This window comes from Silanimonas lenta DSM 16282 (assembly GCF_000429065.1).
In the GTDB taxonomy this organism is placed as follows: Bacteria; Pseudomonadota; Gammaproteobacteria; order Xanthomonadales; family Xanthomonadaceae; genus Silanimonas; species Silanimonas lenta.
This window is the reverse complement of record NZ_KE386844.1, coordinates 262,805-282,698: the sequence shown is the minus strand read 5'-3', so window position 1 is coordinate 282,698 and position 19,894 is coordinate 262,805. Positions and strand designations below refer to the sequence as shown.

At 70.6% G+C, this 19,894-nt stretch carries 15 protein-coding genes; 14 read left to right on the top strand and 1 reads right to left on the bottom strand.

Annotated elements, in window-relative coordinates; translation table 11 throughout:
- Window positions 1–5 precede the first annotated feature (5 nt).
- The 14 genes from motD to G408_RS0109855 all read left to right on the top strand — a co-directional run bounded on the left by motD (window position 6) and on the right by G408_RS0109855 (window position 16,364).
- Window positions 6–953, top strand: coding sequence for a flagellar motor protein MotD (gene motD, locus G408_RS14210; RefSeq protein ID WP_037412914.1), 948 nt, complete (start codon window positions 6–8; stop codon window positions 951–953).
- Window positions 953–1,738, top strand: coding sequence for a ParA family protein (locus tag G408_RS0109915; RefSeq protein WP_028770957.1), 786 nt, complete (start codon window positions 953–955; stop codon window positions 1,736–1,738). Before motD ends, G408_RS0109915 begins: the two co-directional genes overlap by 1 nt.
- On the top strand, window positions 1,735–2,712 hold the full coding sequence (locus tag G408_RS0109910; RefSeq protein WP_028770956.1) for a chemotaxis protein CheW: 978 nt from the start codon (window positions 1,735–1,737) through the stop codon (window positions 2,710–2,712). Before G408_RS0109915 ends, G408_RS0109910 begins: the two co-directional genes overlap by 4 nt.
- A 70-nt stretch (window positions 2,713–2,782) precedes the next feature.
- A complete protein-coding gene (locus G408_RS0109905) occupies window positions 2,783–3,064 on the top strand; it encodes an STAS domain-containing protein (protein WP_028770955.1) in 282 nt (93 codons plus the stop codon).
- A gap of 28 nt (window positions 3,065–3,092) precedes the next feature.
- Complete coding sequence (locus G408_RS0109900) at window positions 3,093–3,458, top strand: response regulator (protein WP_028770954.1); 366 nt, start codon at window positions 3,093–3,095, stop codon at window positions 3,456–3,458.
- Window positions 3,459–3,520: 62 nt separating this feature from the next.
- A complete protein-coding gene (locus tag G408_RS0109895; protein WP_028770953.1) occupies window positions 3,521–5,563 on the top strand; it encodes a chemotaxis protein CheA in 2,043 nt (680 codons plus the stop codon).
- A gap of 33 nt (window positions 5,564–5,596) precedes the next feature.
- The gene (locus tag G408_RS14205; RefSeq protein ID WP_051282870.1) at window positions 5,597–8,236 is read left to right on the top strand and encodes a methyl-accepting chemotaxis protein; all 2,640 of its coding nucleotides are present in this window, start codon (window positions 5,597–5,599) and stop codon (window positions 8,234–8,236) included.
- Between the two features lie 32 nt (window positions 8,237–8,268).
- Window positions 8,269–8,745: a chemotaxis protein CheW gene (locus G408_RS0109885; RefSeq protein ID WP_028770952.1), complete on the top strand. Its 477-nt coding sequence runs from the start codon at window positions 8,269–8,271 to the stop codon at window positions 8,743–8,745.
- A 21-nt stretch (window positions 8,746–8,766) separates the two neighbouring features.
- Entirely contained in the window at window positions 8,767–11,613 is a 2,847-nt protein-coding gene (locus G408_RS0109880) for a methyl-accepting chemotaxis protein (protein ID WP_051282869.1), read from the top strand.
- A gap of 3 nt (window positions 11,614–11,616) precedes the next feature.
- Window positions 11,617–12,462 (top strand): CheR family methyltransferase, encoded by an 846-nt coding sequence (locus G408_RS0109875; protein ID WP_028770950.1) that lies wholly within the window; start codon window positions 11,617–11,619, stop codon window positions 12,460–12,462.
- Window positions 12,459–13,085, top strand: coding sequence for a chemoreceptor glutamine deamidase CheD (gene cheD, locus G408_RS0109870; protein ID WP_084628189.1), 627 nt, complete (start codon window positions 12,459–12,461; stop codon window positions 13,083–13,085). Before G408_RS0109875 ends, cheD begins: the two co-directional genes overlap by 4 nt.
- Window positions 13,085–14,131, top strand: coding sequence for a protein-glutamate methylesterase/protein-glutamine glutaminase (locus tag G408_RS0109865; RefSeq protein ID WP_028770948.1), 1,047 nt, complete (start codon window positions 13,085–13,087; stop codon window positions 14,129–14,131). Before cheD ends, G408_RS0109865 begins: the two co-directional genes overlap by 1 nt.
- 107 nt (window positions 14,132–14,238) lie before the next feature.
- Complete coding sequence (locus G408_RS0109860) at window positions 14,239–15,417, top strand: methyl-accepting chemotaxis protein (RefSeq protein ID WP_028770947.1); 1,179 nt, start codon at window positions 14,239–14,241, stop codon at window positions 15,415–15,417.
- A 68-nt stretch (window positions 15,418–15,485) separates the two neighbouring features.
- Window positions 15,486–16,364, top strand: a complete 879-nt coding sequence (locus G408_RS0109855; protein WP_156890122.1) for a substrate-binding periplasmic protein — start codon at window positions 15,486–15,488, stop codon at window positions 16,362–16,364.
- On the opposite strand, the gene G408_RS0109850 is transcribed toward G408_RS0109855, so the two are convergent.
- On the bottom strand, window positions 16,345–19,893 hold the full coding sequence (locus G408_RS0109850) for an indolepyruvate ferredoxin oxidoreductase family protein (RefSeq protein WP_037413019.1): 3,549 nt from the start codon (window positions 19,891–19,893) through the stop codon (window positions 16,345–16,347). The genes G408_RS0109855 and G408_RS0109850 overlap by 20 nt on opposite strands.
- Between the last annotated feature and the right edge of the window lies 1 nt (window position 19,894).

Sequence of the window (19,894 nt, the reverse complement as noted above, 5' to 3'; positions counted from 1 at the left end):
CTGCCATGGCCCGCCACGGCCGCCACGAGGAACACGTCAATCACGAGGCCTGGGCCATTCCCTACGGCGACCTCATCACCCTGCTGCTGGCCTTCTTCGTGGTGATGTACGCCATCTCTACCCTCAACGAAGGCAAGTACCGCGTGGCCTCGGAGTCGATCAGCGCCGCCTTCGACGGCCAGGCGCGGCGCATCGCCCCGATCCAGGTCGGCGATCCGGTGCGCGCCAGCCAGCTCGCCCCGGCGCCGCCGGGGCAGGGCGTGCAGGAGGAGATGATCAATCTCGCCGAGCGCCTGCGCGCCGATGCCCTCATCAGCCCGATCGAGCTGAAGCGATTGCAGGAGGAATCCGAGCAGGCCGGGGCGCAGCTCGATGCCATCCAGCGCCAGGTCGAGCGCGTGCTGGGCCCGATGATCCTCTCCGACCAGGTCACCGTGACCCGCGAGGGCCTGTGGGTGGAGGTGAACATCCGTTCCGACGTGCTGTTCGCCAGCGGCTCGGCGGCACTCTCGGCCGGAGCCCGCGAGGCCATCGAGCAGCTCTCCGGCGTGCTGCGCGAGCTGCCGAACGAGGTCCGTGTGGAGGGCCATACCGACGACCAGCCGATCGCCAGCGCGCTCTATCCCTCGAACTGGGAGCTCAGTACCGCCCGCGCCGCCAGCGTGGTGCGCCTGCTGGAGAGCCGCGGCGTCGACCCGCGGCGCCTGGCCGCGATCGGCTATGGTGAGAAGCGCCCGGCGGCCAGCAATGCCACGCCCGATGGGCGGGCCGCCAACCGCCGCGTGGTGCTGGTGATCCTCGCCAGCACCGGCCGCGAGGCAGTGCGCGCCAGTCAAGTTTCCGCCGCGTCGGCCGTTCAATCCGGGGCGGCGGCCGAAACCGTTCCCGCCACCGAGGCCGCGCGACCGCCCGCGCCGGTTTCGGTGCCCCGTGTACTTCCCGAGGACGACTGATGCAGGTGTGGGCGATCGCCAACCAGAAAGGTGGGGTGGGCAAGACCACCACCACGCTGCTGCTCGGCCGGCTGCTGGCTTCCCGTGGCCAGCGCGTGCTGCTCGCCGATCTCGACCCGCATGCCTCGCTCACCCGCGCCTTTGGCATTCCCGGCGAGCCGCCACCGGCGGGCACCCTCGACCTGTTCGAGCAGCCGCCGAAGGCGGTGGCCGAGGTCTCGCGGCTCACGCCCATCGCCGGCCTCCGGCTGCTGCCGGCCCAGGCCGGCATGGCCACGCTGGAGCGGCGCAGCGCCACCGCGCCCGGCCTCGGCCTCGCCCTGGGCCAGGGACTCGCTGCCGCGGCCGCCGACTACGACTACGCCCTGCTCGACTGCCCGCCCACCCTGGGCCTGCTGATGGTCAATGCCCTGGCCGCCGCCGACCAGCTCGTCATCCCCACCCAGACCGAGCCGCTGGCGCTACATGGCATGGAGGGCATGCTGCGCACCGCGCAGATGGTCGAGCGCTCGCGCAAGCGCGCCCTGCCGGCGCGCATCCTGCCCACCCTGTTCGACCGCCGCACCCGCGCTTGTACCGAAACCCTCGACCGTCTGCGAGAGGCGCAGCCGGAGCGCACCTGGGTGCAGGCAGTGCCGCTCGATACCCGGCTGCGCGATGCTGCCGAGCTCGCCCGTGCCGAACTGCCGGCCGAGGTGCTGCAGAGCCGGGGCTACGATGCCTACCAGCGGGCCCTGGCCTGGCTGCTGCGCGAGGCCCCGCAACCCGAGGGACTGCCGGCATGAGCGGCGGACTCGTCGACGACTATCTCGCCCAGCTGCTGGGGGCGGCCTCCGGGCCGGCGGCGCCGGCCGCCGGGGCTCCGGCCGCCGGCCCCTCCGCGCCCGATTCCCCGCCCGCCCCCGTGCAGGAGCCCTCCGTGGCCACGCCGAAACCGCCCGCCGCCCCCGTGCCGGCCGCGCCGGCGAACCCGGACGAGATCACCGAGGACGAGTTCGAGGCCCTGCTGGATGCCCTGCACGGCGACAAGCCGCCGGGGGCGTCCTCGCCCGCCCCGGTGGCGGCGACGGCGCCATCGGCTGCTCCGGCCGCGCCGGCGAACCCGGACGAGATCACTGAGGACGAGTTCGAGGCCCTGCTGGATGCCCTGCACGGCGACAAGCCGCCGGGGGCGTCCTCGCCCGCCCCGGCGCCGGCCTCGCCGCTCGCTGCCGCGGCGGCGGTCGCCGTGGCCGCTGCCCGTGCCGGCCAGTCCGAGGGCGGGCGACGGGCCGGGGACGCGGGCGATCCGGAGCCCGCGGACGAAGGGGCCTGGCGTGGCCAGGAGCGCCGCGCCAGCCGCCGCAGCTCGCGCTGGCTGCGCCTGCACGTGCACCAGCAGGACTACGCGGTCGAACTCCTGAAGGTGCAGGAGGTGCTGCTGCCGGTGCCGGTGCTGCCCATGCGCGACACCAGCCCGGCCATCCTCGGGGTGATGAACCTGCGCGGGGTGGTGGTGCCGGTGCTCGACCTCGGGCTCTGGCTCGGGCTCGAGGAAGTGCAGGACACGCCACAGACGCGCTACGTGGTGCTGGAGCAGAATGGCGAGTGCCTGGCGTTGAAGGTCACGGCGGTGCTGGACGTGCATGCCATCGCCGACGCCGACATCGAGCCGGCGGAACACACTCTGGCAGCCCCGGAAAGCGCGATGTTGAGCGGGGTCACCCGCTTGAATTCACAACCTGTGATACTCCTCGACGCGGTGGGGCTGTTAGGCTGAAACTCACGCCGTCTCCACCGGCCTGCTGGCCGGCTGGCAGCCGGGCGTACTTGCACGCGGAGGGGAGCACATGCCGAACGTCGAGCTCAGTCCCGAATGGGGCATCGAGGCCGCCGCCGACCTCAAGGCCCGCCTGGCCCCGCACCTCGGGGATGCCGACGAGGTGGTGCTCGCCGCCCCGGCCGCCAGCCGCGTGCACAGCGCCTCGCTGCAGGTGCTCGCCGCCTTCTTCCGCAGCCGCCGCGCGGCGGGCCGCGCCACCCGCCTCGAGCCCTGCGCCGACGGCCTGCGCGATGCCGCCGTGCAGCTCGGCATCGCCGCCGAACTGGGTCTCGCGCCTTCTCAACCGTAATCCCACGTCATCCATCGAGGATTCCCCCATGACTGCGCACATCCTGGTCGTCGACGACTCGGCTTCGATGCGGCAAATGGTCGCCTTCACCCTCACGGGCGCCGGGTTCACCGTCACCGAGGCCGAGGACGGCGTGGTCGCGCTCGACAAGGCCAAGAACGCCAAATTCAATGCGGTGGTCACCGACGTGAACATGCCGAACATGGACGGCATCACCCTGATCAAGCACCTGCGCGAGCTGCCGGACTACAAGTTCACGCCGCTCTTGATGCTCACCACCGAGGCCGGCGCCGACAAGAAGGCGGAAGGCAAGGCGGCCGGCGCTACCGGCTGGCTGGTCAAGCCCTTCAATCCGGACCAGCTCGTCGCCACGGTCAAGAAAGTGCTCGGCTGACAGGGCGGCCGGCTGCGCGCCGGCGCCCCCACACATTCGCGGTTGGCACCCCGGGGTTTCCGATGAGCAACGACCTCAAGCGATTCCACGCCACCTTCTTCGAGGAGAGCCGCGAAGGCCTGGAGGCCATGGAGACCGGCCTGCTCGACCTCGAGGCCGGGCGCGGCAGCGCCGACACCATCAACTCGGTGTTCCGCGCCGCCCATTCGATCAAGGGCGGTTCGGCGACCTTCGGTTTCACCAAGGTCGCCGAGCTCACCCATGTGCTCGAGACCCTGCTCGACGAGCTGCGCGCCGGCAAGCGCCCGCTCACCACCGATGCCATGGACGCCATGCTGGCCTCGGTGGACGTGTTGCGCGGCCTGCTCGCCGCGGCCGAGGCCGGCGTGCCCCCGGTCGACGACGGTGCCGGCATCGTCGCCCGGCTCAATGCCGTGCTCACCGGCAAGGCCACCATCGCCGTGGCCGCCGGCGCGGGCAGTGCGCCGGCGGCGCCCAAGCCGAAGGCGCCAGACCGCTTCGTCATCGCCTTCGCGCCCAAGCCCTCGATGTACCTGAGCGGTAACGACCCGCTGCGCATCCTGCGCGAGCTGGCCGAACTGGGCGAGATGAAGGTCGAGTGCGATGCCTCGGGCCTGCCGGATTTCGAGGCCCTGGATCCCAGCACCAGCTATCTCAAGTGGACGCTCACCTTGCCGGGCTCGGCCAGCGAGGCGGCGATCCGCGATGCCTTTTCCTGGGTCGAGGACGAGTGCGAGCTCTCGATCAATGGTGATGGTGCCGCGGCGGCTCCGTTGGAAGCCGCGCCGGCACCGACGAGCGCCCCGGCAGCAGCCGAACCGGTGCCTGCCCCAGCTTCCGCGCCGCCCCCCGCGCTCGCCGCAGTGCCGGGCGCCGGCGCGCCGCCTGCGGCGACGGGAGCGGCGGCCGGCGGGGGCGAGGATGCCTCGATCCGCGTGCAGGCCAGCAAGGTCGACATGCTGATCAACCTGGTGGGCGAGCTGGTCATCACCCAGGCCATGCTGAAGCAGGTGGGCAGCGGCATCGAAGGGCCGCTCGCCGAGCGCCTGATGGCCGGGCTGGAGACGCTCGAGCGCAATACCCGTGACCTGCAAGAAGCCGTCATCAGCGTGCGCATGCTGCCGGTGGATGCGGTGTTCCGGCGCTTCCCGCGCCTGGTGCGCGATCTCGCCAGCCGCCTCGGCAAGCAGGTGCAGCTGAAGACCTTCGGCGAGACCACCGAGCTCGACAAGGGCCTGATCGAGAAGATCAGCGATCCGATGGTGCACCTGGTGCGCAACGCCATCGACCATGGCCTCGAGACCACCGAGGACCGCATCAGGGCCGGCAAGGACCCCACCGGCACCATCGTTCTTGCGGCCTCGCACCAGGGTGGCAACATCGTCATCGAGGTCAGCGACGACGGAAAGGGCCTGAACCGCGACAAGATCCTCGCCAAAGCCCGCGAGAAAGGCATCCCGGTGCCCGACAACCCCAGTGATGCCGAGGTCTTCAACCTGATCTTCGCCCCCGGCTTCTCCACTGCCGACCAGGTCACCGACCTCTCGGGCCGCGGCGTGGGCATGGACGTGGTGCGCAAGAACATCCAGAGCCTGGGCGGCGAGGTGGTGCTGGACAGCGCGCCGGGCAAGGGCACGAAGGTCACCATCAAGCTGCCGCTCACCCTCGCCATCCTCGACGGCATGACCGTGAAGGTGGGTGAGGAGGTATTCGTACTGCCGCTCGGCTACGTCATCGAATCGATGAAGCCCCTGCCCGAGAACGTGCGCTCGGTGAGCGGCGAGGGGCGGGTGCTCAAGGTGCGCGGCGAATACCTGCCGATGGTCCATCTCGGCCAGCACTTCGGCATGGGCGGGGCCGAGCGCCCGGAGATCACCGTGATCGTCGAGGGCGACGGCCAGAAGCTCGCGCTCGAAGTCGACGAGCTGATCGGGCAACAGCAGGTGGTGGTGAAGAGCCTCGAGGCCAACTACCGCCGCATCAATGGCATTTCCGGCGCCACCATCCTCGGCGATGGCCGGGTGGCGTTGATCATCGACGTGCCCGGCCTGGTGCGCGGGCGCAGTCTGGGCAAGGCCGCCTGAACCTGTGACGCCCCCGGGGTGAAGGAGCCCTGTATGAAACTCCAGTCGATCGCCGCTCGCACCACCTTCGCCATCGGTGCCCTTGCCGTCCTGGCCTTCGCGCTCGCCGCCTGGCTCATCACTCGCAGCGTGGGCAGTGTCCAGGAGGCTTCGGCCCAGCGCGAGCTGGCGTCCCTCGCCCACCGTGAGGCGGAAGCGGTGGCCCGCAGCCTCGAAAACCACCTGGCCCAGGTGCGCGGCATGGCCGCCGCTGCCGAGGTCGAAGCCACGGCGCCGCGCCCCTCGCGCGAGCGCCTGCGGCAGATCGTCGAGCGTAACATCGCTCGCGATGCCGAGGCCCTGGGCTATTGGTTCGAGATGGCGCCCGACGGCTTCGATGGCCGCGACCGGGAGTTCCTCGACAGCCGCGAGGGCGGGTATGCCGACGCGAAGGGTCGCATCAGCATCTACTTTGCTCGCGGCAGCGACGGTGTGGCGCGCCTGCAGCCCGCCAACGACGGCGAAGATGTGCTGGTAGCCGAGTACTACACCGCGCCGCGCGACCGCGACGGCGAGGTGATGGTCGAGCCCTACCTCTACCCGGTGGACGGGGTGGAGGTGTTGATGACCAGCCTCGGCCTGCCGGTGAAGCGTGAGGGCCGGTTCATCGGCGTGGCCGGCGCCGATGTCTCGCTCACCGCCATCCAGCAGCGCCTGGCCGCCAACCGGCCTTATGGCAGCGGCGTGATCCGGCTGGTTTCCCAGGGCGGCAATCTGCTGGCTGGGCCGGAGACCGATCACATCACCAAGGCACTCGCCCATCCCGAGCGCGAGGCCATCCTCGCGGCCGCCGGCCGCGGAGAGGTGTTCTTCTCGCGGCAGGAAGATGCCGCGGCCGGTGGTCTTGCCCTGCAGGTCTTCGTCCCCTTCCGTATCGGCCAAGACACGGGCCCGCCGGCGGTGCTGATGGTCTCGGCGCCCGAGGCGGTGGTGCTGGCCGGAGTGCGCGAGGTGCGCAACCGGGTGCTGTTGATCGGCTTCCTCTCGGCCCTGGCCCTGGCCTTCGCCGTGCGCTTCATCCTGGTGCGCCTGGTGCGGCGGCCGCTGGCGCAGACGGTGGTGGATGTCTCGGCTCTGGCTCAGGGTCGGCTCGACCACCCGATCGCCGGTAGCGGCGAGGACGAGGTGGGCCAGGTGGCGAATGCCCTGCGCAAGATGCAGCGCGACCTCGGGGCGCGGATCGAGGAGGAGCGCCGGGTGGCGGCCATCAACCTGCGGGTGCGCCGCGCCCTCGATGGTGCCGCCGCCGGGGTGATGATCGCCGATGCCGGCGGCACCCTGGTCTATGCCAACGAGGCGGCGCGGCGTTCGCTGCGTGAGATGGCCGCGGCCATCCAGGCCGGTGTTCCGGGCTTCGATCCCCTGGCGCCCGAAGGTCAGTCGCTGTACCGGCTCCACCCCGAGGCCGAGGCCGTGGCTAGCGCCGGCGATGCGGCGGTGCGGGTGGCCGAGCTGCGCTTCGGCCCCCACCACGTGCAGCTGGCGCTGGCGGCCCTGCGCGACGAGCAGGGCCGGCTGGCCGGCCTGGTGGCCAACTGGACCGACCGCACCGAGGAGGTGCGCACCGAGCAGGAGGTGAACGCCCTGGTGAGCGCCGCCTCGGAAGGCCGGCTCGATGGCCGCATCGCGCTTGCCGGCAAGCAGGGCTTCTTCCTCCAGCTCGGCACGGCGCTCAACCGCCTGCTCGATGCCACCGCCACCGGCGTGGCCGAGGTGCAGCGGGTGCTGGCGGCGCTGGCCGCCGGCGACCTCACGGTGCGCTCCAATGCCCCGCTGCACGGCGTGTTCGCGCAGATGCGCGACGATGCCAATGCCACCGCCGACGCGCTGGAGGAGGTGCTCTCGCAGATCAAGGTCGCGGTCGAGCAGATCCATACCGCCTCCGACGAGATCGCGGCAGGCAATGCCGATCTCTCGGCGCGCACCGAGCAGCAGGCGGCCAACCTCGAGGAGACCGCCGCCTCGGTGGAGGAGCTCACCGCCAGCGTGCGCGAGAACGCCGACTCGGCCCGCACCGGCCGCGAGGTGGCGGCGCAGGCCGCCGACGTGGCCGGCCGCGGCGCCGAGGAGATCCAGCAGGTGATCGCCTCGATGCAGGGCATTGCCGAGGGCGCGCGGCAGATCGAGAGCATCATCACCACCATCGACGGCATCGCCTTCCAGACCAACATCCTCGCCCTCAATGCCGCGGTGGAGGCGGCGCGCGCCGGCGAGCAGGGCCGCGGCTTTGCCGTGGTGGCGAGCGAGGTACGGGCCCTGGCCCAGCGCTCGGCGGCCTCGGCGCGCGAGATCAAGGCCCTGATCCAGCAGTCCAACCGGCGTGTCGACGAGGGGGCGCAGGTGGTGGATGCCGCCGGCCGCACCATGCAGGACACCGAGGCGGCGATCCGCAAGGTCAATGGCCTGATGCAGCTGATCGCCGAAGCCTCGGCCGAACAGGCTGCCGGCATTTCCCAGGTCAGCCAGACCATCACCCAGATGGACTCCGCCACCCAGCAGAACGCCGCCCTGGTGGAGGAGGCCACCGCCGCCGCCAAGGCCATGGCCGACCAGGCCGCGGCGCTCGCCGGGCTCACCGCCCGTTTCGTGCTGCGGGACGACGCGGCAGCGCGGCCGCCGGCCCTGGTGGACTGAGCCTCACCGATCTTCCTCGAAGGACCCCGACCATGAGCACCACGACCAGCAATGCCCCGAGCCACGAGTTCCTCGCCTTCAAGCTGGGGCACGAGGAGTACGGCGTCGACATCCTCTCGGTGCAGGAGATCCGCGGTTACGACACCGTGACCCGGGTGCCCGAGGCGCCCGACTACATCAAGGGCGTGATCAACCTGCGCGGCGTGATCGTGCCGGTGGTGGACCTGCGCCTGAAGTTCCGGCTCGGCGAGGCGGCCTACGACGAGTTCACGGTGATGATCGTGCTCAACCTCAAGGGCAAGGTGATCGCCGCCGTGGTCGACGGCGTTTCCGACGTGGTGCAGGTCGAGGCCGAGCAGATCCGGCCGACGCCGGAGTTCGGCGGCATCATCGATACCCGCTTCATCTCCGGCATCGCCACCGTCGGCGAGCGCATGCTGATCCTGCTCGACATCGAATCGCTGATCCTGAGCGCCGACATCACGGGCATCGCGCCCGCGGCGGCCTGAGGCCGGGCGGGGAGGATGCCGATGCCCGCCACGCCGCCCAGGGCCCGCGATGCGTTGCTCGCCCGCCTGCGTTCCCGCCTGGGCGCCCTGGGCGCGCGGCTCGCCGCCGGCAGCCGCGCGCTGGCCCGGCATCCGGCCCTGGCCCGGCTGCGGCCCCTGCTCGCCCGCGCTGGCGCGGGCCTGCGGCGCGGCATGGCGGCCTTCCAGGGCGCCGATGGCCGGCTGAGTCTCGGCGGACGGCTCAGTCTGCTCGCCGGGGCGGTGGTGGTGCTGGTGCTCGGCCTGATCGCGGTGGTGGCCTCGCAGACCAGTGCCGGGGCGCTCGCGCGCAAGGCCGAACAGGGCCTGGCCGGTTCCACCGATGCGGTGCTCTCCAATCTTGCGGTATACCGCGAGGTGCTCGACGAGGATGCCGTGCGCATGTACGGCGCCTTCCTCGGCACCCTGCCGCAGAACGTGATCGCCCGCGATCCCGATGAACGCCATCCCGCGGGCGAGCGCGATGCTCCGGCCCTGCGCATGGACGAGCGCCTGATCAATACCGACACCGCGGTGGTCGACGACTTCACCACCAATACCGAGGCGGCGGCGGTGATCTTCGTGCTCGACGGCGAGGATTTCGTCCAGGTCGCAAGCTCGCTGATGGACGCCGAAGGCAACCGCACGCTCGGCGAGGTGCTGGATCACGGGCACCCGGCCTACCGGAAGCTGCTCGAGGCCGAACCGCATACCGGCGGCGAGCGCCTGCATGGCACCGACTACATCACCCATTACGAGCCGCTGTTCTCGGCCAGCGGCACCACCGACGACGAAGGCGCGGTGATCGGCGCCATCATGGTCGGCATCCGCTATGACCGTGCCCTCGAGTCGCTGGCCGTCAGGCTCGGCGAGCTCGACCTCGGCGATGGCGGCCGGCTGGTGGTGGTGCAGGGCAGCGGCGCCGAGGCACGCTTCGCCGCGCACCCGGTGCTGGCCGGCCAGCCCCTGCAGGGCGAGGGTGCCGATCCGGCGGCCGCCCCCCTCGCCCAGGCCCTCGCCCTTGCCGATGGGGTGCATAGCGTTTCCCTGCCGGTCTGGGATGCGGAAGGCGGTGTGGCGCTGCTGCCGCACCGCGTGGTGCTGCGCACCTTCGAGCCCTTCGGCTGGCGGCTGATGGCGCAGGTGCCGGAATCGGCGGTGCTGGCCGATGCCCGCGCCCTGGGCTGGCGCATCGTGCTGCTCTCGGTGCTCGGCGCCGCGGCGATCGCGGTGGCGGTGGCCTGGCTTTCGCGCCGCCTGGTGGCCCAGCCCCTGGGCCAGGTGGTGGCCTTTGCCGGCGCGGTGGCGGCCGGCGATCTCGAGGCCCGGCCCGATGCCGGGGCCCGTGCCGAGATCGGTGCCCTCAACCGCGCCCTTGCCGACATGGTGAGCCGGCTGCGCGAACGCCAGGACGTGGAACGCCGCGCCGCCGAGGAGATGAAGCGCCTGGCGGACGAGACCTCGGCCATCGCCAATGCCCTCGATGCCGCCAGCAGCGCGGTGATGATGACTGACCGCGGGCACGCCATCCGCTACGTCAACCGCGCCATGGCCCGGCTGCTCGCCGAGGCCGAGCCGGCGCTGGCCGCCGCCGCGCCCGGCTTCCGTGCCGCCGAGGTACTGGGCTACGACTTCGGCCGCTTCCATTCCATGGTCGGGCTGAAGAACCGCCCGGAGACTCTGGAGAAGCGGTTCGGCGACCGCCAGTTCCTGCTCGAGCTGAGCCCCTGGTTCGACGAGGAGGGCAGTTACCGTGGCAGCGTCGTCACCTGGCGCGAGCGCACCGCCGAGCTCGCCGTGCAGCAGGAAGTGCAGCGCATCGTCGCCGCCGCGGCCGCCGGCGATCTTTCGGTGTCGCTGGCGCTGGAGGGCAAGCAGGGCTTCCTGCGCGAACTGGCATCGGCGATCAACGAGCTGCTCGCCGCCACCCGCGCCGGCGTGGCCGAGGTACAGGGCATCCTGCATGCCCTGGCCGAGGGCGATCTCGCCTACCGCTCCACCGCCGAACTGCGCGGCGTGTTCGCCGCCATGCGCGACGACGCCAATGCCAGCGCCGAGCGTCTCTGCGAGGTGATCGCCGCCATCCGCGAGGCCGCCGAATCGATCACCACCGCCTCGGGCGAGATCGCCGCCGGCAACCAGGACCTCTCCGACCGCACCGAGCAGCAGGCCGCCAGCCTGGAACGCACCGCGGCCTCGGTGGAGGAACTCACTGCCTCGGTCAAGCAGAACGCCGAGGCCGCGCGCCAGGCGGCCGGGCTTTCGGCCGACACCGCCGCCCGGGCCACCGAGGGCGGGCGTCTTGTCGACGAGGTGGTGGCCACCATGCAGCAGATCCAGGCCAGCGCCCGGCAGATCGGCGACATCATCGGCACCATCAACGGCATCGCCTTCCAGACCAACATCCTCGCCATCAATGCGGCCGTGGAGGCGGCACGGGCCGGCGAGGCCGGCCGCGGCTTCTCGGTGGTGGCAGGCGAAGTGCGCTCGCTGGCCCAGCGCACGGCCGAGGCGAGCAAGCAGATCCGCCACATCATCGAGGAATCGAACCGCAGGATCGCCGGGGGTGCTGCCGTCGCCGGCAAGGCCGGCAGCACCATGGGTGAGGTGGTGGCCTCGGTGCGCCGTGTCACCGACCTGATCGGCGAGATTTCGGCGGCCTCGGCGGAACAGAGCCGGGGCATCGAGCAGGTCAGCCAGAGCGTGCTCGCCATCGACGAATCCACTCAGCAGAATGCCGCCCTGGTGGAGGAAGCCAGCGCCGCCGCACGCTCGATGGAGGATCAGGCCGTGGCCTTGGTCGGTATGGTTTCGCGCTTTCGCCTGGCACAGGATGGCGATGGGGGCTGAGCCGTGGCCGGCCTCGTGCAGCGGGACTTCGATTACACCGATCGCGACTTCAGGCGGGTCTGCGAGCTGATCCGCCGCCGCGTCGGCATCGCGCTCACCGACAGCAAGCGCGACATGGTCTACAGCCGGCTCAGCCGCCGGCTGCGGGCGCTGGGCCTGCCCCGCTTCGCCGATTACCTCGCCTACCTCGAGTCCCGGCCCGAGGAAGACGAGGAGTGGCAGCAGTTCACCAACGCGCTCACCACCAACCTCACCAGCTTCTTCCGCGAAAGCCACCATTTCGAGGTGCTGGCCGAGCAGCTTGCGAAGCTGAAGGCCCGCGGTGGGCAGGTCGATCTATGGTGCTGTGCCGCCTCCACCGGCGAGGAGCCCTATTCCATCCTGATCACCGCCTGCGAGGTTTGGGGTTCGATGAAGCCCCCGGTACGGCTCTGGGCCACCGATGTCGATACCCAGGTGTTGGAGACCGGCGCGCGCGGCATCTATCCCATCGACCGCGTGGCCAGTCTTTCCGAGGAGCGCAAGAAGCGCTTCTTCCTGCGCGGCACCGGGGCCAACGAGGGCCTGGTGCGGGTGAAACCGGCGCTGCGCGAGCTGGTGGAGTTCGCTCCGCTCAACCTGCTGGATGTGAGCTATCCCAAGACCCCGACCTTCGCGGCGATCTTCTGCCGCAATGTGATGATCTATTTCGACAAGCCCACCCAGCGCGAGATCCTCGCTCGGTTGGTGCAGAAAATGGGCCCAGATAGCTTGCTCTACACCGGGCATTCCGAGAACTACATGCATGCCGCCGACATCGTGGTGCCCTGTGGCCGCTCGCTGTACCGCCGTGCCGGAGTTGCCGGATGAAGATCCGCGCCGCCCGTGCTCTGGATGCCGAGGCCTCGGCGCGTTCGCGCGCCTCGCCGCTCGTCTACCGCGACGCCCAGCTCAATGCCGATGTCATCAAGATCCTGCCGGCGGAGTACTTCGTCACCGACCAGCCGGTGGGGCTGATGACCGTGCTCGGCTCCTGCGTGGCCGCCTGCATCCGCGATCCGGTGGTCGCGGTAGGGGGCATCAACCATTTCATGCTGCCCGATGGCGATACCAGCGATGGCGCACCGGCGCGCTACGGCCTGCACGCGATGGAGCTCCTGATCAACGAACTGATCAAGGCCGGGGCGCGGCGCGAGCGCTTCGAGGCCAAGGTGTTCGGCGGCGGCAACGTACTCAAGAGTTTCACCTCCACGCCGGTGGGCACGCGCAATGCCCAGTTCGTCTCCGAGTTCCTGCGCGAGGAGAAGATCAACGTCGTGGCCAAGGACCTGGGCGGCATCCACCCGCGCAAGATCTGTTACTTCCCCACTACCGGCAAGGCCATGGTGAAGCTCCTGCCGCACGCGCACGACGATGCCGTGGCCGCCGAGGAAACCGCCTACAAGGAGCGGCTGCGGCAGACGCCGATCGCCGGCTCCGTGGAGCTCTTCTGATGCCCGTCAAGGTCCTGATCATCGACGACTCCGCCCTGGTGCGGCAGCTGCTCACCGAGATCCTGTCGAAGGATCCCGAGATCGAGGTGGTGGGCGTGGCGCCCGACCCGCTGATCGCCCGCGAGAAGATCAAGCAGCTCAAGCCCGACGTGCTCACGCTGGACGTCGAGATGCCGCGCATGGACGGCCTGCAGTTCCTCGCCAACCTGATGCGCCTGCATCCGCTGCCGGTGGTGATGGTCTCCAGCCTCACCGAGGCCGGGGCCGACGTGACCCTGAAGGCCCTCGAGCTCGGGGCCATCGATTTCGTCACCAAGCCCAAGCTCGACGTGGCCAAGGGCCTCACCGCCTACGGCCCGATCCTGTGCGAGAAGGTGAAGATGGCGGCCAAGGCGCGGATCATCACCCGCCCGCCGCAGGCCGTTCCCAGGCCGGTGGCCGCGGCCCCGGCCACTGCCATGGCCTTCCGCACCACCGACAAGCTGATCGCCATCGGCGCCTCGGCCGGTGGCACCGAGGCCCTGCGCGTGGTGCTGGAGATGATGCCGCCGGACGCCCCGGCCACCGTCATCACCCAGCACATCCCGGCCGAGTTCAGCCGGCCCTTCGCCGAACGCCTCAACCGGCATTCGGCCATGGTGGTGATGCAGGCCGAGGACGGCGCGCCGATCCTCGCCGGCCATGCCTATGTGGCCCCGGGCGGGAAACATCTCGAGGTGGTGCGCGATGGCGCCCGCTGGCGCTGCCGGGTGAGCGACGGCGAACCGGTGAACCGCCACAAGCCCTCGGTGGGGGTGATGTTCGATTCCGTGCTCAAGGCCTGCGGCACCAACTGCGTGGCCGCCCTGCTCACCGGCATGGGCGACGACGGCAGCCGCGAGCTGCTCGCCCTGCGCCAGGCCGGGATCCGCACGGTGGTCCAGGACGAGGCCACCTCGGTGGTCTGGGGCATGCCCGGCACCGCCTACCGCCTCGGTGCCGCCGACGAGGTGCTGCCGCTCGAGCGGATCGCGCCACGGCTCCTGGAGCTGGCCCGCAACGCCTGACGGCACGCCGCTTGCAGGGGCCCGATACCCCTCTCCGCACCTGAGAAAGACGTTAAAGAACCCCGGCCAGGCGCCGATACCGCCGGGGAGAGTTGAAGGAAACCGCCATGATCCAGCGCCTGCTCAAATTCGTCGCCGCGCCCCTCGTGCTCTCGCTCCTGCTGATCCTTGCGAAGGCCTCGGGTGCCGCCCCTGCGCTGGAGTGGGCGCTGCTGCTGGTGACGCTGGCGGCCTGGGTGGCGGGGGTGGGCTGGCTCGCCGCCACCGGCGGTCGCAGCAAGGACGCCACGCGGATGATCGCCGAGGAGCGCGCCCTGCTCGGCGAGCTGCGCAGCTTCGTCTCCAACGAGATCGAAGGCACCCGTGGCGAGGTGAACCGCACCCGCGAGCTGATCCGCGAGGCCGTGGCCAAGCTGGGCGTGAGCTTCGATTCGATGATGCGCCGCTCCAAGGAGCAGGCCGGCGCCGTGGCCCGCATCGTCGACCGCAGCGATGGCGGCGGCGTCGACGTGCAGCGCTTCGCCCACCAGGCGGCCTCGCAGATGAGCACCCTCGTGGAGGCCCTGGAGGAAGTGAGCGGCCAGAGCAGCGCCACCGTGGCCCAGATCGACCTCATGGCCCAGCATCTCGACGGCATCTTCGCCCTGCTGGAAGACGTGAAGTCGATCGCCGACCAGACCAACCTGCTGGCCCTGAACGCCGCCATCGAGGCGGCGCGCGCCGGCGAGGCGGGCCGCGGCTTTGCCGTGGTGGCCGACGAGGTGCGCAACCTCTCCGAGCGCAGCACGGCCTTCAACGAACAGATCCGCAAGCTGGCCTACAGCTCCAAGGAAGCCATCCACAAGGTACGCGAGACGGTGAGCACCATGGCCAGCCGCGACCTCGACCGCTCGCGGCATGCCAAGGAGGAGTCGGCCAACATGCTGCGCCAGGTCGACCAGATCCAGCGCACCCTGAGCGAGGGCATGCGCGACATCCAGAGCGCCGGCTCGGCGATGGAGCAGCACGTCGGCGAGGCGGTGCGCTCGCTGCAGTTCGAGGACATCGCCACCCAGGCGCTCGGCTCGGCCCTGACCCACATGGAGCGGCTCTCGGCGATCAACCGCGAGGCCATGGGCCTGCAGGAGCTGCTGAACAAGGCCGGCGAGGGCAACGAGGAAGAACTGCTGATGGCCCTGCGCCGCCTCTCGGCGCGGATCCGCGAGTTCCGCGGCGAGTGGGAGCGGCCGCCGCACAAGCCGGTGACCCAGAACAGCATGAACGAGGGCGAGATCGAGCTGTTCTGAGTGGGCATGCCAGGCCTCCGCCGCAGCGCCGCCCCACGGGGCGGCGTTTTCATGTGAGGATGCCCGGCATGCCCCCGAGCCGCCGACTGCGCCGCTCCCGCCTCGCCTGCATGGCGGGAGCCCTGCCCCTGTTCCTGCCCGGCCTGCTGCCGGCCGCTGCGCCGGCAGGAGGCGCCTGTGTCCTGCGGGCCGATGCCGAGCACCGCGCCCTGGCCCCGGAATCGGAGCCGGGCACCCCTCGCGGCTATGACCGCGAGCTTCTGCAGGCGATCGCCATGCGCATGGGCTGCACCCTGCAGCGGATCGAGATGACGCCGGCGCGGGCCGTCGAGGAGCTGCGCGCCGGCCGGCTCGACGTGGCCGGCCCCATGCTGCGCACTCCGGAGCGCGAGGCCTTCGCCGCCTTCGGTCGTCCGGTCGGCCAGGCCCGCTACTGGCTCTATCTCCGCGCCGACGTGCCGGTCTCCCGGTACCCCGCCGGACTCGCCGCGCTCGCCGATAGCCCGTTGCGCATCGCCGTGCTGGGGAGCGCCCGTTTCGGCGATGCCTATGCGCGCCTCCTGGCCGAACCGGGCGTCCAGCGCCGCCTGCATTTCATCCCCAACCGCGAGGCGATGTGGCGGATGGCGGGTGCGGGCCGGGTGGACGGCCTGATCGCCGACGAATTCTCGGCGGCCCTGGCGGTCAGGAAGGGCCTGGTCGAGGCCGGCGTGCTGAAGCCGGTGCTGGCGCTGCCGAGCGAGCCGGTGCACTTCGCCTTCAGCCGCGCCAGCGGCGCCTCGGCCCGCATCCCCACCGCCGATGCCGCCATTCAGGCGATGCTGGCCGACGGCACGCTGAAGGCGCTCTGGGAGCGCCATTTCCCCTGCCCGATGGCTCCGGACTTCCCGCGCTGCGCCGCGCCAGAGGCGGCGCCGGCAGAGGTCCTCAGGCCTCCGTCACGCTGAGGGCGATGCCCGGCCTGGCCCAGCGCCGCAGCAGTTCGGCGCGCTGCTTCTCGGCCTTCGCCACGTGCGCCTCCTTGACATGGCCAAAGCCGCGGATCTGCTCCGGCACCTCGGCGATCTCGACCGCCAGCGCGTGGTTCTCCGGCGAGAGCGTGGGCAGGAGCCCGCGGATGGTCTCGATGTACTCGTCGCGCAGGCGGCGCTCCATCTTCCGCTCGGCGGTATGGCCGAAGACGTCGAGCGCCGTGCCACGCAGGAACTTGAGGCGCTTGAGCAGCCGGAAGGCGGTGAACACCCAGGCGCCGTATTCGGCCTTGACGAGGTGGCCTTGGGCATCCTTCTTCGCCAGCAGCGGCGGGGCCAGGTGGAAGCGCAGGCGGCCGCCGTCCTCGAACTGCTCCTTGAGCCGCGCCTCGAACTCGCCCGAGGTGTAGAGCCGCGCCACCTCGTACTCGTCCTTGTAGGCCATCAGCTTGAAGGCATAGCGGGCCACCGCCTCGGTCAGGGCCTCGCTTCCCGGCACCTTCGCCGCCTCGGCCGCCCGGACCTCCGCCACAAGATCGCTGTAGCGCCGCGCGTAGGCCGCGTCCTGGTAATCGGTGAGGAAGGCCACCCGGCGCGCCACCCGCTCCTCGAGCGAGGTCGAGAGCACCTCGTCGGCGAGCGGCGGGGCCATGCCTTCGCGCGTCGCGGTCTTCGCGCCGGCGGCCTCGACCACCCTGGCCGGCTCGAGGGCGGCGAGCCGGCCCCAGCCGAAGGCCTGGCGGTTCATCTCCACGGCAGCGCCGTTGAGCTCGATCGCCCGCATCAGGGCCTCGAGCGACACCGGCACCAGGCCGCGCTGCCAGGCATAGCCCAGCATGAAGAGATTGGTGGCGATGGCATCGCCGCAGAGCGCGGTGGCGAGGCGGGTGGCATCCACGGTGAAGGGCGCGCGGCCGCCCAGGCTCTTGCGCACCGTCTCGACGATGGCCTGCGCCGGGAACTGCAGGTCGGGCTGCTTCAGGAAGGACGAGGGCATCGCCTCGTACGTGTTGAGCACCACCTCGGTGCGGTCGGCGCGGATCTTCGACAGCGACCAGTAGTCGTTGACGACGACCATGTCGCAGCCGAGCACCAGGTCGGCCTCGCCGGCGGCGATGCGCACCGCATGCAGCTCGGCCGGGCGCTTGCCGATGCGGACATGGGTGGTGACGGCGCCGCCCTTCTGGGCGAGGCCGGTCTGGTCGAGCACCGAGGCGCCCTTGCCCTCGAGATGCGCGGCCATGCCGAGCAGGGCGCCGATGGTGACCACGCCAGTGCCGCCGACGCCGGTGATCAGGATGTTCCAGGGCTGCTCGAGGCTGGAGCGGAAGGCCGGCATCGGCAGGGCATCGAAGTCCACGGCGGCCTTCGGCTTCTTCCTGCGCAGCGGCGCATCGACCACGGTGACGAAGCTCGGGCAGAAGCCCTTCACGCAGCTGAAGTCCTTGTTGCAGCCGCTCTGGTCGATCTCGCGCTTGCGGCCGTACTCGGTTTCCTTCGGCAGCACCGAGACGCAGGCCGACTTCAGCGAGCAGTCGCCGCAGCCTTCGCAGACCAGCGAGTTGATGACCACGCGCTTCGGCGGGTCGACCATCAGTTTGCGCTTGCGGCGGCGGCGCTTCTCGGCGGCGCAGGTCTGGTCGTAGATGAGGATGGAAACGCCCTTCACCTGCGCCAGGCGCTTCTGTACCGATTCCAGCTCACTGCGGTCGAAGAACTGCACGCCGTCCGGGAAGATCGAGGGATCCGACCACTTCTCGATGTCGTCGGAGACCACGACGATCGTCTGGATGCCCTCGGCGCGCATCTGCCGGGCGATGTCCGGCACGGTGAGCGTGCCGTCCACCGGCTGGCCGCCGGTCATGGCCACGGCATCGTTGTAGAGGATCTTGTAGGTGATGTTGACCCTGGCCGACACCGCCTGGCGGATCGCCAGCGAGCCGGAGTGGAAGTAGGTGCCGTCGCCGAGGTTCTGGAAGACGTGCGGCGTCTCCACGAAGGGCGCCTGCCCGCACCAGGTGGCGCCTTCGCCACCCATCTGGGTGAAGGTGTCGGTGCGGCGGTCCATCCAGGTGACCATGTAGTGGCAGCCGATGCCGCCGAGCGCGCGGTGGCCCTCCGGCACTTGCGTGCTGGTGTTGTGCGGGCAGCCCGAGCAGTAGGTGGGCACGCGCGGGAACAGCGGGCGCGGCAGGGCCAGTTCCTGCTCCTTCTCGGCGATCCACTTCAGCCGCGCCTCGATCGCCTCGCTGGTGAAGAAGCGCTGCAGGCGGCGGGCGATCACCCGGGCGATGCGTGCCGGCGTGAGCTCGCTGGTGCTGGGCAGGATCCATTCGCCGTTCTCGTCGTACTTGCCGACGATGCTCGGGCGCCTGCCGTTATCAAGACCGAAGTCGAAGTTGTAGAACTGCTCCTTCATCTGCGCCTCGATGAAGGCGTGCTTCTCCTCGACCACCACGATGTCCTCGAGGCCGCGGGCGAAGGCGCGGATGCCCTGCGGCTCCAGCGGCCAGGTCATGCCCACCTTGTAGACGCGGATGCCGATGTCTTGAGCGTCCTTGTGGTCGATGCCGAGGTACTCGAGGGCCTGCAGCACGTCGAGGTAGCTTTTTCCCGTGGTGACGATGCCGAGGCGGGCCTTGGGCGAGTCGTAGATGATCTTGTCGAGCTTGTTGGCGCGGGCGAAGGCATGCGCCGCCTTCACCGCGTACTGGTGCAGGCGCATCTCCTGCTCGAGCGGCGGGTCCGGCCAGCGGATGTTGAGGCCGCCGGGCGGCAGCTCGAGATCGGTGGGGATGACGATGTCGAGCTGGTGCGGATTGACGTTCACCGAGGCCGAGCTCTCCACCGTCTCGGCGATGGTCTTGAAGCCCACCCAGCGGCCGGTGTAGCGGCTCATGGCCCAGCCGAGCAGGCCCATGTCGAGGATGTCCTGCACGCCGGCCGGGTTCAGCACCGGCATCATCGCGCTGACGAACTCGCCTTCCGAGCCGTGCGGCAGCGTCGAGCTGCGGCAGGCATGGTCGTCGGCGGCCAGCACCAGCACGCCGCCGTGCCTGCTGGTGCCGGCGGCGTTGCCATGCTTGAACACATCGCCGCAGCGGTCCACGCCCGGGCCCTTGCCGTACCACATGCCGAATACGCCGTCGTACTTCGCGCCCGGCCACAGGTTGGTCTGCTGGCTGCCCCAGACCATGGTGGCGCCGAGATCCTCGTTGATGCCCGGCTGGAAGTGGATGCCCGAGGCCGCGAGGTGCTTGCGCGCCTTCCACAGCTCGAGGTCGAAGCCGCCCAGCGGCGAGCCGCGGTAGCCGGAGATGAAGCCGGCGGTATTGAGCCCCGCGGCACGGTCGCGCATCTGCTGCATCAGCGGCAGCCGCACCAGGGCCTGCACGCCGGAGAGGTAGATGCGGCCTTCGGTGCGGGTGTACTTGTGGTCCAGCGTGTAGCCGCCATCGACGATGGCGGTGGAACGGTCCGTGGCGGTAGGCAGGACGGCGGACATC

Bases quoted from the DNA above. Each gene is read 5' to 3' on its own strand.
- G408_RS0109850 (WP_037413019.1), bottom strand. From the start codon at position 19,893: ATGTCCGCCGTCCTGCCTACCGCCACGGACCGTTCCACCGCCATCGTC.
- G408_RS0109915 (WP_028770957.1), top strand. From the start codon at position 953: ATGCAGGTGTGGGCGATCGCCAACCAGAAAGGTGGGGTGGGCAAGACC.
- G408_RS0109865 (WP_028770948.1), top strand. From the start codon at position 13,085: ATGCCCGTCAAGGTCCTGATCATCGACGACTCCGCCCTGGTGCGGCAG.
- G408_RS0109900 (WP_028770954.1), top strand. From the start codon at position 3,093: ATGACTGCGCACATCCTGGTCGTCGACGACTCGGCTTCGATGCGGCAA.
- G408_RS0109880 (WP_051282869.1), top strand. From the start codon at position 8,767: ATGCCCGCCACGCCGCCCAGGGCCCGCGATGCGTTGCTCGCCCGCCTG.
- motD (WP_037412914.1), top strand. From the start codon at position 6: ATGGCCCGCCACGGCCGCCACGAGGAACACGTCAATCACGAGGCCTGG.
- G408_RS0109885 (WP_028770952.1), top strand. From the start codon at position 8,269: ATGAGCACCACGACCAGCAATGCCCCGAGCCACGAGTTCCTCGCCTTC.
- G408_RS14205 (WP_051282870.1), top strand. From the start codon at position 5,597: ATGAAACTCCAGTCGATCGCCGCTCGCACCACCTTCGCCATCGGTGCC.
- G408_RS0109855 (WP_156890122.1), top strand. From the start codon at position 15,486: ATGCCCCCGAGCCGCCGACTGCGCCGCTCCCGCCTCGCCTGCATGGCG.
- G408_RS0109895 (WP_028770953.1), top strand. From the start codon at position 3,521: ATGAGCAACGACCTCAAGCGATTCCACGCCACCTTCTTCGAGGAGAGC.
- G408_RS0109860 (WP_028770947.1), top strand. From the start codon at position 14,239: ATGATCCAGCGCCTGCTCAAATTCGTCGCCGCGCCCCTCGTGCTCTCG.
- G408_RS0109905 (WP_028770955.1), top strand. From the start codon at position 2,783: ATGCCGAACGTCGAGCTCAGTCCCGAATGGGGCATCGAGGCCGCCGCC.
- G408_RS0109910 (WP_028770956.1), top strand. From the start codon at position 1,735: ATGAGCGGCGGACTCGTCGACGACTATCTCGCCCAGCTGCTGGGGGCG.
- cheD (WP_084628189.1), top strand. From the start codon at position 12,459: ATGAAGATCCGCGCCGCCCGTGCTCTGGATGCCGAGGCCTCGGCGCGT.